The sequence below is a fragment of the Brevundimonas sp. UBA5866 genome, from assembly GCF_002432125.1.
Lineage (GTDB): Bacteria > Pseudomonadota > Alphaproteobacteria > Caulobacterales > Caulobacteraceae > Brevundimonas.
In genome coordinates, this window is record NZ_DJFS01000039.1 from 623 (window position 1) to 12,384 (window position 11,762).

Below are 11,762 nucleotides of genomic sequence, written 5' to 3' on the forward strand. Positions count from 1 at the left end.
CGCGGCGCAGGGCCGACAGCTTTTCCTCGTCGCGGGCCAGACGGAAGATGTCGGCGGGCTGTTTGATCCAGCCGCGCTCGTGGAAGGCGATTAGCTGCTTCTCGCCCAAGCCCTCAATGTCGAAGGCGCGGCGGCCGACGAAATGCTTCAGGCGCTCTACAATCTGGGCATCGCAGACAAGGCCGCCGGTGCAGCGGCGCTTCACCTCGTCACCCTCGCGCACGGCTTCGGAGCCGCAGACGGGGCAGGTGGTCGGGAAGATGTAGGGGACCGTACCCTCGGGGCGCTTGTCCAGCACCACGCCGAGGATTTGCGGGATCACATCGCCCGCCCGTTGCAGGGTGACGGTGTCGCCGATGCGGACATCCAGACGTTCGATCTCGTCCTCGTTGTGCAGGGTGGCGTTGCGAACGACCACGCCGCCGACCGTCACCGGATGCAGGCGGGCGACGGGGGTCAGGCTGCCGGTACGGCCCACCTGAATATCGATGCCTTCGAGGAGGGTGGTCGCCTGCTGGGCGGGGAATTTGTGGGCGATGGCCCAGCGGGGGCTGCGGGCGATGAAGCCGAGGCGTTCCTGCAGGTCGAGACGGTCCACCTTATAGACGATGCCGTCGATGTCATAGCTGAGGGTGGCGCGGTCCTCACCCAGCTTGTTGTAGAGGTCGATCAGGCCTTGGGCGCTTTCCACGCGGCTTGAGCGGTCATTGACCTTGAAACCCCACTCGCGGAACTTCTCCAGCGCGCCGTGCTGGGTTTCGGTGAATGGCTCAGATACCTCGCCCCAAGCATAGGCGAAGAAGGCCAGCGGACGCTGGGCGGTGATGTTCGGGTTCTTCTGGCGCAGCGATCCGGCGGCAAAATTGCGCGGGTTCGCATAGGTCTTGCCGCCCAGTTGGGCCGCGTTCTTGTTGAAGGCGTCAAAGGCGTCGGTCGGGGAATAGACCTCGCCACGGATTTCGATCACGGCGGGCCAGCCGCTGCCCGTCAGCTTTTGCGGGATGTCGGCGATGGTCCTGAGGTTGGCGGTCACGTCCTCGCCGGTCTTGCCGTCGCCGCGCGTTGCGCCGCGCACCAGCACGCCGTTTTCATAGCGCAGATTGGCCGACAGGCCGTCGATCTTTGGCTCTGCCACAAAGCCCAGAGGCTCGGTTTGTGGCAGGTTCAGGAAATTGTACACGCGGGCCACGAAGTCACGGACGTCCGCCTCGTCAAAGGCGTTGTCCAGCGACAGCATGGGGACGCCGTGACGCACCTCGGCGAACTGTTCGGAGACGGGGGCACCGACCTTCTGCGACGGGGTGTCGGCGGTGGTCAGGGACGGAAACTTCTTTTCGATTTCCAGCGCGCGGGCCTTCAGCGCGTCGTACTCGGCGTCGCTGATGCTGGGGGCGTCCTCGCCGTAATAGGCGTTGTCGTGCGCGGCCAGTTCGGCGGTCAGACGGGCCAGTTCCTCACGGGCCTGATCCTCGCTCATCGACGCGACGGAAAGGGGAGCGGAGAACAGATCGGACATGGGGATTCGTCTGGGCTGGAACGGGATAACAGGCGGCTTTTCTAGCACCGCCCGTTCAAATCAAGGAAAGCTAATCTGGCAGAACGGCGAGCGGGCATTTAGGGTGCAGCCAAATCTTGTTCACGGAGCCGTCTGTATGCGCGCCCTTCCTACCCGCCTCGCTGTTGCCGCCGTGCTTGCACTGGCCGCGTGTGAAACGAAGCCACTGGCCGTTGAACAGCCAGCAGTAGCGGTTGCCAGCCACGACTACACCCAGTTGATGGCCGATCTGAAAACCCTGTCCGCCGATGACATGCAGGGGCGCGATACCGGCAGCGAAGGCGGTGCCAAGGCGCGCCAGTATATTGTGGACCGACTGGAGGCGCTCGGGGTCGGCCCGTCGTCGATGGGCCGTTTGCAGCCCTGGTCGGCCCAAGGCCGTTCGCCGGATGGCCCCAAGACCTTCAACGGTACCAATATCATCGGCCTGATTCCGGGCACGCGCGTTTCGGACAAATACATCGTGGTCACGGCCCACTACGACCATGTGGGTGTCCACGACGGCCAGATCTACAACGGCGCGGACGACAATGCCTCGGGCGTGGCGACCATGCTGGAACTGGCCAAGCGCCTGAAGGAAACGCCGCCGGAGCACAGCGTCCTGATCGTGGCGCTGGACGGCGAGGAGCGGGGCCTGCTGGGTGCGAAAGAGTTCGTCGAGGCTCCGCCCGTGCCGCTGTCGTCCATCTCTCTGAACATCAACTTCGACATGACGGCCCGTGCCGACGTCGATGGCTATCTGTGGGTGACGGGCACCTATCAGCACCCGTACTTGCGTCCGCTGCTGGAGCCGATTCCGGCCAATGGCTCGATCCGTCTGGCCTTCGGCAAGGACCGGCCGGAGGACGAAGGGGCCGACAACTGGGTGTACGCCTCGGACCACGGTGCCTTCCACCGGGCGGGGCTGCCGTTCCTGTATTTCGGCGTGAACTTCCACGAGGACTATCACAAGCCGTCCGATGACGTGGAGCGCATCAATCCGGCGGTGTTCCAGTCGTCCACAGAACTGGCCATCGAAAGCTTCCGCCGTATCGATGCGTGGCTGGACCGCTAAGCGGGTCTTGAAAACGCCATTCTTCGGGAAGCCAGATCGCTGATCCACATACGGAGATAGCGATGTCGGCTACCCAAGGCTTCGACCTGCAAAGGGTCCAGAAAATACGGAAGGCGGCGCTGGGCGCGGGAATGACGGCCATTCTCGCGCTGGCGCTTTTTACGGCCTCGCGCGGCGGCGAGCCTCTGCACGAAGGGGTGGAGGCGTTCGGCCTTGCCCTGATCGTGGTCTGTATCGTGGGGCGGGCGTGGTGCTCGCTCTACATCGGCGGGCGCAAGAAGGCCGAGATCGTCGATCGCGGGCCTTATTCCATCAGCCGCAATCCCCTGTACCTGTTCAGCTTCATGGGCGCATTCGGTGTAGGGGCGCAAACCGGAAGCCTGACGCTGGCGACGGCCTTTCTGGCGGTGGCTATGCTGGTGTTCCATTTCACCATCCGACGCGAAGAGGCGTGGCTGGGCGAGGCTTTCGGTCAGTCCTATCGTGACTACTTCGCCCGTACCCCGCGCTTCGGTCCGGATTTTTCCCGTTGGCGGGATGCCGAGTCGCTTGATGTCCGTCCGCGCTTTTTCCTCATTACCTTGCGCGACGGTCTGATCTTCCTCTTGGCGATCCCGCTATTCGAGGCCATTGAAGCTTTGCAGCACATTGGATGGCTGGGGACATTGCTGAGACTGCCGTGATGAGGGGATCGATTTGGGGGGCGTTGGGGCTGTGTATGGCCCTGATGGCCTGTAGTCCGGACAAGGGAGAGCAGGGGACTGCGCCCAACGCCGGAGCCAAGAGGCAATATACGGCGTCGGCGGCATTGGACGGGGACTATGTGTATTCGGAGGCGCTGCTGATGCAGGACTGGCGGTTTAGCCACATCCAGCTGCGCGCGCCCAATGGCGATGCGCAGGGTGCAGAGACACCGCCCGCCAGCCGTTTTCCGGCGGCTTTTGTTTTTGAGCAAACCAAGGCGATCCAGAACGCCAAGGGCGAGCGTCAAAAGCTGATCGTTCTGGCGAACGACTATAGGGTCAGCGACGAGCGCGTGATGCTGTCGGGCGCGGCCTCGGCAGGGGGCGCGCTGGGTTTTGATGGCAGGGTCGAGGACGGGAAACTGGTCGGGACCTTGGTGATCTCACCGAATGATCCGGTGGAAGCGACGCTTCAAAAGCCTTGATACCAAACAAAAAACGGGGAGCCGAAAGGCTCCCCGTTCTCTTATAGGCTTGGAAATCGCTTAGGCGACTTCGGCGCGGACGATCTTGCCCGGGTTGCGCGGCGGCTCACCCTTCGGCAGGGCGTCGATCACGTCCATGCCTTCGGTGACATTGCCCCAGACCGTGTATTGACGGTCGAGGAAGCGGGCGTCGTCGAAGCAGATGAAGAACTGCGAGTTGGCGCTGTTCGGGTCCATGGTGCGGGCCATCGAGCAGGTGCCGCGCACGTGCGGCTCGTCGTTGAACTCCTGCTTCAGGTTCGGCTTCTTCGAGCCCGAGGTGCCGGTGCCCGTCGGGTCGCCGCCCTGGGCCATGAAGCCGGCGATGACGCGGTGGAAAACGACGCCGTCATAGAAGCCTTCCGAAGCCAGTTCGGTGATTTGCTTGACGTGGTTCGGAGCCAGATCTTCACGCAGCTTGATGACAACCGGACGCTCTTGGTTGTCGCCGGTGTCGATGAAAAAGGTCAGGGTTTCGGCCATCTGGCGCTCCTAAGACTTAAGGGAAATATGCAGGGGTCATAGCGGTGAAACGCGCGGACCGCTATGAAAGACGTATGAGTGATAACGAAAAGCCTGCCGAAAAGACCCAGGAACGCCGTCGTATGGTGCGTTTGCCTACGGGCGGGACCGCTGCGGGACGCAGTGTCGGCACCAAGATCAAGACGGCCAAGGACAAGCGTCCGTCGTCGCAAGCGTGGATCAAACGCCAGCTGACCGACAAATGGTCGGAACGCGCGCGCGCCGAGGGCTGGCGCAGCCGCGCGGCCTTCAAGCTGATCGAGATCGACAACCGCTTCAACCTGATCAAGAAGGGCAGTCGGGTCATCGACCTTGGCGCGGCCCCCGGTGGTTGGGTGCAGGTTTGTCTGGACCGCGGCGCGCAGGAAGTCGCGGGCGTGGACCTGCTGATGATCGAGCCGATTCCGGGCGCGCACCTGATTCAGGCCGACTTCACCGAGCCGGGTGTGGATCAACAGCTGATCGACGCCCTGGGCGGTCGCCCTGATTTGGTGCTGTCGGACATGGCCCACAACACCATCGGCCACCGCCAGACGGACCACCTGAAGATCATCGCCCTGATCGAGATCGCGGCGGACTTCGCCATCAGAACGCTTAAACCCGGTGGAAATTTCGTTTCTAAAAATTTCCAGGGTGGCGATGCGGGCGGCGTGTTAGCCCGTCTGCGTGAAGAGTTCGAAACGGTGAAATATTTCAAACCGGAATCGAGCCGGAAGGACAGCGCCGAGGTCTTTCTCGTCGCGCTCAACAAGAAATAGGTTTGCCCCATGTCGTCAGTGCAGGTCGCGTTTGAATCACAATCCGCCATCTGCACGGCTGCCGGTGCGCCCTTTACGGGGCGGCTGTGTCGTCTGGTAGGCGAACGCTTGGACCAGGGTACGGCCATTGGCCGGCGTTTATTGAGCTGGTCGGGCAATCCCTCGCATGAGGGTGATGCCCTTCCGCTGCGCTTGATGGGCGGCTTGCATGCTCTGGCCCGCGACGGACGCCATCCCCAGTGGGCGGCCGTCTATCCTCCGGCGACGGCCCCCGATGACGACACGCTATGGGCCCTGCTGGATCGGGTGCTGGCCGAAGAGGGGGTGTTCCTTGACCCCTGGCTGGATGGACCGCCCCAGACCAATGAGGTTGGACGATCCGCGGCGCTGATGGCGGGCCTGCTGGTACTGGCCGATAGGGTGCAACTGCCCTTTGCGCTGTATGAACTGGGGGCCAGTGCGGGACTGAACAGCCAACTGGACCGCTATGGCTATCTGCTGGGACAGACGCGGGCGGGGGATGGGGCATCGCCGGTTCAACTGATCCCGCGGTGGCACGGTGCCTCTCCGCCGTCTGCCGAGGTCAAGGTGGTGGCGCGGCATGCGGTGGATCGCAATCCGCTGGACGTCCGATCCGAAGCCACACGCAAAATGCTGGCCGCCTATGTCTGGGCCGATCAGTTGCAGCGGCTGGAACGTCTGGAGGCGGCGCTGGATATGGCGGCGCAACACCCCGTTACGATTGACCGCGATGATGCCGCGGACTGGCTGGAAAAGACCCTGACCGTCACGTCGGAGCCCGGTGTCTGCCGCGTGGCGATGCACACCATCGCCTTCCAGTATTTCCCGCCCGAGGCGCAGCAGCGCATCCGTGACCACATGGACAAGGTGGGGCAGGGGGCGACGGCGGACCGTCCACTGGCGTGGCTGAGTTTTGAGGCATCCGACCAAGGCGGGCCGGAACGCAGGCCCTTGCTGAAGCTGCGTGTCTGGCCGGACGGGGGCGAGACACAATTGGCCGTCTGCCAGCCGCACGGGGCCGAGATTTTCTGGGAGCAGGACTAGGCTTTAGGCGTCACCGCAGGCGGATCGGCACTTTTTATTCTGATTGATTGCTTGCAATTATATCGTACACGATCATTTATGGTTCTCGAACCCACTCAAGGAGGACGATGATGAGCCATCTGTACAAAACCCGTGTTGTTGCCGTTGGCGGTCGCGCCGGTACGGTAAAGAGCGATGACGGCATTTTGGATTTGCAGGTTGCCTTGCCCGCCAGCCTCGGTGGCAAGGGCGGGGCGACCAACCCCGAACAGCTGTTTGCCGCCGGATATGCCGCCTGTTTCGAGAATGCCGTCATCCACGTGACCCGCCGTCAGGAACAGAAGGTCCGCGATGACGATATCGAAGTGACCGCCGAGGTGGGGCTGCTGCCGACCGAGACGGGCGGATTCAGACTGTCGGTCGAAATGGATGTGGTGATTGCCGGTCTGGATCAGGCCAAGGCCGAGGAGGTTGTCCGCGCCGCCCACGAGGTTTGCCCCTATTCCAATGCGGTAAAGGGCAATATCGACGTGGTACTGAATGTATCGGTGAAGTGATTGAGCGAGGTGGCGGCGATGGTGCACGCGGACAACAACGATCCAGACGACCTGCTGCGGCTGGACCGTCAGGTCTGTTTTCCGCTGTATGCCGCCACCAATCTGCTGACGCGGCTGTATGGGCCGGTTCTGGCCGAGCTGGGACTGACCTATCCGCAGTATCTGGTGTTGTTGGTTCTGTGGGAGACGCAGCCGCTGTCAGTGGGTGATCTGGGGCGCAGGCTGTATCTGGACAGCGGCACCCTGACACCTCTGCTCAAGAGGATGGAGCAGGCGGGCTTGGTGACCCGCGCGCGTGATCCGGATGATGAGCGCCGTGTGCTGATCGGCCTGACCCCGGCGGGCGAGGCCATGAAGGCCAAGGCGGCGCATGTGCCCACCACATTGGCGGCGGGGCGATCGGTCGAGGATCTGGATGCGCTGAAAGATAAGGTGAACGCCTTGATCCGCGTTCTGGCCCCCAAGGGCTGAGATCAAATCAGGCGACGTGGTGCGAGCTGGCGTCGGTTTTGGCGGCGGCTTTTTGGGCCTGCTCGCGGGCTTCGATGCGGGTCCAGATGCGGTCGTGGATGGTGAAGAACACCGTCTGCACCAGCGGCTCGATAATGCCGATGGCCAGTGCCGCGCGGATATTTCCCGTCAGGGCAAAGGCCACAGACACCGCCACGGCAAAGTGCATGACACCATAGGTGACCGTCTTCAGCGCCACCTGTTTCAGCGAACGGGGCAGGGCGTGGCTGTGCCCGTGATGGTGGTGTTTATGGCCGTGTACGCGCAACTGCTCTTCGGGCGACATGACCCCCAGACGCGATGAAACGGCCTCGGCGGCTTCTTCAAGTCCCGTTGCCAGCCGGCGCTTTTCGATCACGTGCCAGATGCGGTCGTGGATCGTATAGGCGATGGTCTGGAAGAATGGCTCGACAATACCGATGGCCAGCGCCATCCGGATGTCCTGGGTAATCGCAAAGGCCACCGCAATCGCAACAACAAGATGCATGGCACCGTAGCTGGCGATCTTCAGCGCCAGTTTGCGAACAGTGCTCCAGAGGAATGCGACCATAGAAACAAAATGGCTGCGCAGACGGTCAGTTGCAAAGCATAAATTCTTATTATGCCGATAAGCCCCGTTTGGCGCGGGAGGTTATGCTGGACGGGGGCATTGTTTCTTGTCCCGTCGCAAAAGGTGATCGCAGATCGGGGGTTTTATTGCGCTGCACCCTTGCCGAGTTGGTCGATTAGCCTCTATACGCGACCCGCAAAACGGAGGCTCCCCAATGGAGATACGCGAAGGCCTAACCTTCGACGATGTTTTGCTCGAACCCGGTCCGTCGGAGGTCATGCCCGCCGACGTTGACGTTTCGACGCGCCTGACCAAAGACATCAAACTGAACATTCCGCTGCTGTCGTCCGCCATGGACACGGTGACGGAAAGCCGCCTTGCCATCGCCATGGCGCAGGCTGGCGGTATGGGCATTCTTCACCGCAACATGACGATCGAGGAGCAGGCCGAGCAGGTCCGCACCGTCAAGCGTTATGAAAGCGGCATGGTGATCAATCCGGTCACCGTCACACCCGACACCACCCTCGGCGAAGTGCGCGACATCGTCGCCCGCAAGAAGATCACCGGCTTCCCGGTTGTCGATCCGGAAACGGGCCGTCTGGTCGGTATGCTGACCAACCGCGACATGCGTTTCGAGAACGACCCGTCGATCAAGGCGTCCAGCCTGATGACCACGGGCGAGCTGATCACGGTACGCGAAGGCGCCAGCCGCGATGAAGCCCGCGAGCTTCTGCGGACCCGCAAGATCGAACGCGTCATCGTGGTGGACGAAGACAACCGCGCCGTCGGCCTGATCACCATGAAGGACATCGAGAAGGCACAGGCCTTCCCGAACGCCGCCAAGGACGACCACGGCCGTCTGCTGGTCGGTGCCGCCTCGACCGTCGGTGATGCGGGATATGAGCGCGCGATGGCGCTGGCTGAAGCGGGTGCGGACCTTGTGGTCATCGACACCGCCCACGGCCACTCGGCCTCGGTCGCCGCAGTCGTCGAGCGTATCAAGCGCGAGAACAACCGCATCGCCATCGTGGCCGGTAACGTCGCCACCTACGATGCCACCCGCGCCCTGATCGATGCGGGCGCGGACGTTGTGAAGGTCGGCATCGGCCCGGGCTCGATCTGCACCACCCGTATCGTGGCTGGCGTCGGCGTGCCGCAGCTGACCGCGATCATGGATGCCGCCCGCGCCGCTGAAGGCACGGGCGCGACCGTCATCGCCGACGGCGGCATCAAATATTCGGGCGACATGGCCAAGGCCATCGCCGCGGGCGCTTCGGCGGCCATGATGGGTTCGATGTTCGCCGGTACCGACGAGTCGCCGGGCGAGGTCTTCCTGTACCAGGGCCGTTCGTACAAGTCGTACCGCGGCATGGGTTCGGTCGGTGCCATGGGTGCTGGCTCTGCGGACCGTTACTTCCAGAAGGAAGTCTCGTCCGAGAAACTCGTGCCGGAAGGCATCGAAGGCCAGACGGCCTATAAGGGCCCGATCGCTCCGGTCATCCACCAGATGGTCGGCGGCCTGCGCGCCTCGATGGGCTATGTCGGTGGTCCGACCATCGAAGAGTTCCAGAAGCGCGCCCGCTTCGTCCGCATCACGGGTGCTGGCTTGCGTGAAAGCCACGTCCATGACGTCATGATCACCCGCGAGGCACCGAACTACCGCCAAGGGTAATCCAACAAGGACCATCCAATGACGACCGAACTCACCTATCTGAGCCTGACTTTGATTTTGGCACTGGTGCAGATTTTTCTGCCTGCCGGAGCAAGGACGGCGGAGTTCGGTCTGAAATGGAATGCGGGCCCGCGTGACGGGACACCGGCCTCAGAGAAACCTCTGACCGGCCGTCTTGAGCGGGCCCAGTCCAACCTCTTCGAGACCCTGCCGCTGTTTATCGGCGCAGTGCTGATTGCCCATCTGGCTTCGGCCAATGGCGCACTTACGGCGTGGGGCTCGGCGCTCTATTTCTGGGGGCGGGTGGTGTTTGTGCCGCTCTATGCCTTGGGCATCCCCTTTATCCGGTCGCTGGTGTGGCTGGTCTCGCTTGCGGGACTGGTCATGGTACTGGCGGCCCCGTTTATCTGAACTGAAGTCCATTGACCCCAGCCGCCCGTCTCGCCGCCGCCGCCTCCATCCTCGACTCCATCGCGCAGGGCCGCCAGCCCGCCGAGGTCGTGCTGAAGGCATGGGGTCAGCAAAACCGCTATGCCGGATCGAAAGATCGCCGCGCCATCGCCGACCGCGTCTATAAGGTGCTGCGCGCCCGTGGCCGCCTGAGCTGGATCATGGGGGGCCGCGAGGATGGCCGCGCACTGGTCATCGGCAGCCTGCACGCGCTGGACAACCTGTCGCTGGAAGAGATCGAGGCCCTGCACACTGGCGACGGCTATGGCCCGCGACCGCTGTCCAAGCAGGAGCGCAGCCGCATCACCGCCGCCGATGGCGAACTGCCGGGCTGGGTTGCCGCCGGCATCCCCGAGTTTGTGATGACCGACTTCCAGAAGGTCTATGGTGACAACTGGAAGGCCGAGGCCCACGACCTGATGGCCCCGCGCGCGCCGATCGACCTGCGCGTCAACAGCCTGAAGGCCACCCGCGAGGACGTTGAGGGCGAGCTTCGCGCCGCCGAACTGTCGCCGGAAGAAACGCCGTGGTCGGAACTGGGCCTGCGTCTGGCGTCCGAGCCGCCGCCCAACATTCAGGCGCTGGAAGGCTTCAAGGAAGGCCGTTTCGAGATTCAGGACGAAGGCAGCCAGATCATCTGCGCGCTGGCCGACGCCAAGCCGGGCACGACCGTCGTTGACTATTGCGCCGGTGGTGGCGGAAAGACGCTGGGTCTGGCCCAGTCGATGATGGGGCAGGGCCGTCTGGTCGCCTCTGACGTGGTCGCCAAGCGTCTGGAAAACATCCGTCCGCGTCTGGAGCGTGCGGGCGTCGAGGCCGAACTGGTCCTGATCGGCCAGAACGGCGGTGGTCTGGAAGACCTGAACGACGAAGCCGATCTGGTTCTGGTCGATGCGCCTTGCTCGGGCACGGGCACGTGGCGTCGCCACCCCGAGGACGCGTGGCGTCTGACCGAGGAAGAGGTCGAGCGTCTGCATGCCCTGCAAACCCGCATCATGGCGCAGGCCGCCAAGCTGGTGAAGGTCGGTGGTCGCATCGCCTATGTCACCTGCTCGATGCTGAGCCGCGAGAACGAGGATACCGCCGCCGCGTTTGAGGCCGCCCATCCGAACTTCCAGCCCGTCGCTATCGAGACGACGGANNAGTCGCTATCGAGACGACCGGCCACGCCATCGCCTCGCAGGCCAAGGGCCACCAGCTGCGCCTGTCGCCCGCATCGACCAATACCGACGGCTTCTTCTTCTCGCTGTACGAGCGCGCTGAATGAGGGCGCGGGTCGAACGCATCGGCGATGTCGCCATCCTTCCGGTGATGGCGGCCCCCGCCGAATACGGCCAGAACCTTCAGGCGCGTATCCGTCCGCTGATCACGGGCATTGGTCCGGTGGAGGGGGCGGTGTCCCTGACCGCCGAACTGGCGCGGCGCGAGGCCACGGGCGACATGCCCGATCTGGTTGTGGTGCTGGGCAGTTCTGGCTCGCCGACGCTGGATCACGCCGCCGTCTATCAGGTCACGTCCGTCGATTACCGCGACATGGATGCCAGCCCGCTGGGCTTCCCCAAGGGGATTACGCCTCTGCTGGACATGCCCGCGATCCTGCCGCTGCCATGCCGTCTGGAGGGTGTGCCGACCGCGACCCTGTCCACCGGCGCCAATGTGGTTTCGGGCGAGGCGTATCAGGCGCTGGATGCCGATATGGTGGACATGGAAACCTATGCCTTCCTGCGTGCGACCCAGACCTTCTGCGTGCCGCTGATGGCACTGCGCGGGGTGTCGGACGGAAAGGCCGAGCTGACCAAGCTGGAGGACTGGACCTCGACGCTGGATCAGGTGGACGCCAACCTCGCCGACGCATGGGATGTGCTGGTGGCCGCGCTGGAGCG

At 63.4% G+C, this 11,762-nt stretch carries 13 protein-coding genes and 1 pseudogene (1 of these 14 cut by a window edge); 11 read left to right on the top strand and 3 right to left on the bottom strand.

Going from position 1 to position 11,762, the window contains the following annotated elements; all coding sequences use genetic code 11:
• Positions 1-1,516: part of an NAD-dependent DNA ligase LigA coding region (gene ligA / locus B3H86_RS04670; RefSeq protein WP_292051486.1), annotated on the bottom strand (this coding region is incomplete at its 3' end). Its footprint begins 622 nt before the window's first position; the window shows 1,516 of its 2,138 annotated nt.
• 136 nt (positions 1,517-1,652) lie between these two features.
• On the opposite strand from ligA, the gene B3H86_RS04675 reads away from it, so the two are divergent.
• The 3 genes from B3H86_RS04675 (at position 1,653) to B3H86_RS04685 (ending at position 3,777) form a co-directional block, all read left to right on the top strand.
• Positions 1,653-2,609, top strand: a complete 957-nt coding sequence (locus B3H86_RS04675; RefSeq protein ID WP_292051488.1) for a M28 family peptidase — start codon at positions 1,653-1,655, stop codon at positions 2,607-2,609.
• A gap of 62 nt (positions 2,610-2,671) precedes the next feature.
• Entirely contained in the window at positions 2,672-3,292 is a 621-nt protein-coding gene (locus B3H86_RS04680) for a methyltransferase family protein (RefSeq protein ID WP_292051490.1), read from the top strand.
• Complete coding sequence (locus B3H86_RS04685) at positions 3,292-3,777, top strand: hypothetical protein (protein ID WP_292051492.1); 486 nt, start codon at positions 3,292-3,294, stop codon at positions 3,775-3,777. Before B3H86_RS04680 ends, B3H86_RS04685 begins: the two co-directional genes overlap by 1 nt.
• 60 nt (positions 3,778-3,837) lie before the next feature.
• On the opposite strand, the gene B3H86_RS04690 is transcribed toward B3H86_RS04685, so the two are convergent.
• The gene (locus tag B3H86_RS04690) at positions 3,838-4,299 is read right to left on the bottom strand and encodes a peptidylprolyl isomerase (RefSeq protein ID WP_292051494.1); all 462 of its coding nucleotides are present in this window, start codon (positions 4,297-4,299) and stop codon (positions 3,838-3,840) included.
• Between the two features lie 74 nt (positions 4,300-4,373).
• Between B3H86_RS04690 and B3H86_RS04695 the strand changes: the two genes are divergently transcribed.
• The 4 genes from B3H86_RS04695 (at position 4,374) to B3H86_RS04710 (ending at position 7,168) form a co-directional block, all read left to right on the top strand.
• Positions 4,374-5,096 (top strand): RlmE family RNA methyltransferase, encoded by a 723-nt coding sequence (locus tag B3H86_RS04695; protein WP_292051497.1) that lies wholly within the window; start codon positions 4,374-4,376, stop codon positions 5,094-5,096.
• Positions 5,097-5,105: 9 nt separating this feature from the next.
• Positions 5,106-6,161, top strand: a complete 1,056-nt coding sequence (locus tag B3H86_RS04700) for a DUF2332 domain-containing protein (protein WP_292051498.1) — start codon at positions 5,106-5,108, stop codon at positions 6,159-6,161.
• 110 nt (positions 6,162-6,271) lie between these two features.
• The gene (locus B3H86_RS04705; protein ID WP_292051500.1) at positions 6,272-6,697 is read left to right on the top strand and encodes an organic hydroperoxide resistance protein; all 426 of its coding nucleotides are present in this window, start codon (positions 6,272-6,274) and stop codon (positions 6,695-6,697) included.
• Positions 6,698-6,715: 18 nt separating this feature from the next.
• A complete protein-coding gene (locus B3H86_RS04710) occupies positions 6,716-7,168 on the top strand; it encodes a MarR family winged helix-turn-helix transcriptional regulator (RefSeq protein ID WP_292051506.1) in 453 nt (150 codons plus the stop codon).
• 7 nt (positions 7,169-7,175) lie between these two features.
• Here B3H86_RS04710 and B3H86_RS04715 read toward each other — a convergent pair whose 3' ends face one another.
• Positions 7,176-7,757, bottom strand: coding sequence for a DUF2061 domain-containing protein (locus B3H86_RS04715; protein WP_292051501.1), 582 nt, complete (start codon positions 7,755-7,757; stop codon positions 7,176-7,178).
• Positions 7,758-7,971: 214 nt separating this feature from the next.
• On the opposite strand from B3H86_RS04715, the gene guaB reads away from it, so the two are divergent.
• The 4 genes and pseudogenes from guaB to B3H86_RS04735 form a co-directional block, all read left to right on the top strand.
• Positions 7,972-9,429, top strand: a complete 1,458-nt coding sequence (gene guaB / locus B3H86_RS04720) for an IMP dehydrogenase (protein ID WP_292051502.1) — start codon at positions 7,972-7,974, stop codon at positions 9,427-9,429.
• 18 nt (positions 9,430-9,447) lie between these two features.
• The gene (locus tag B3H86_RS04725) at positions 9,448-9,840 is read left to right on the top strand and encodes an MAPEG family protein (protein ID WP_292051503.1); all 393 of its coding nucleotides are present in this window, start codon (positions 9,448-9,450) and stop codon (positions 9,838-9,840) included.
• Between the two features lie 401 nt (positions 9,841-10,241).
• Positions 10,242-10,958: pseudogene (locus B3H86_RS04730) on the top strand (RsmB/NOP family class I SAM-dependent RNA methyltransferase); the annotation flags it as partial.
• Between the two features lie 184 nt (positions 10,959-11,142).
• A partial coding sequence (locus B3H86_RS04735; RefSeq protein ID WP_292051504.1) for a 5'-methylthioadenosine/S-adenosylhomocysteine nucleosidase occupies positions 11,143-11,762 on the top strand: 620 nt, incomplete at its 3' end.

What these genes read in the sequence shown, in the direction of transcription:
- B3H86_RS04725 (WP_292051503.1), top strand. Translation starts at nt 9,448, where the DNA reads ATGACGACCGAACTCACCTATCTGAGCCTGACTTTGATTTTGGCACTG.
- B3H86_RS04710 (WP_292051506.1), top strand. Translation starts at nt 6,716, where the DNA reads ATGGTGCACGCGGACAACAACGATCCAGACGACCTGCTGCGGCTGGAC.
- B3H86_RS04705 (WP_292051500.1), top strand. Translation starts at nt 6,272, where the DNA reads ATGAGCCATCTGTACAAAACCCGTGTTGTTGCCGTTGGCGGTCGCGCC.
- guaB (WP_292051502.1), top strand. Translation starts at nt 7,972, where the DNA reads ATGGAGATACGCGAAGGCCTAACCTTCGACGATGTTTTGCTCGAACCC.
- B3H86_RS04680 (WP_292051490.1), top strand. Translation starts at nt 2,672, where the DNA reads ATGTCGGCTACCCAAGGCTTCGACCTGCAAAGGGTCCAGAAAATACGG.
- B3H86_RS04700 (WP_292051498.1), top strand. Translation starts at nt 5,106, where the DNA reads ATGTCGTCAGTGCAGGTCGCGTTTGAATCACAATCCGCCATCTGCACG.
- B3H86_RS04685 (WP_292051492.1), top strand. Translation starts at nt 3,292, where the DNA reads ATGAGGGGATCGATTTGGGGGGCGTTGGGGCTGTGTATGGCCCTGATG.
- B3H86_RS04675 (WP_292051488.1), top strand. Translation starts at nt 1,653, where the DNA reads ATGCGCGCCCTTCCTACCCGCCTCGCTGTTGCCGCCGTGCTTGCACTG.
- B3H86_RS04690 (WP_292051494.1), bottom strand. Translation starts at nt 4,299, where the DNA reads ATGGCCGAAACCCTGACCTTTTTCATCGACACCGGCGACAACCAAGAG.
- B3H86_RS04695 (WP_292051497.1), top strand. Translation starts at nt 4,374, where the DNA reads ATGAGTGATAACGAAAAGCCTGCCGAAAAGACCCAGGAACGCCGTCGT.
- B3H86_RS04715 (WP_292051501.1), bottom strand. Translation starts at nt 7,757, where the DNA reads ATGGTCGCATTCCTCTGGAGCACTGTTCGCAAACTGGCGCTGAAGATC.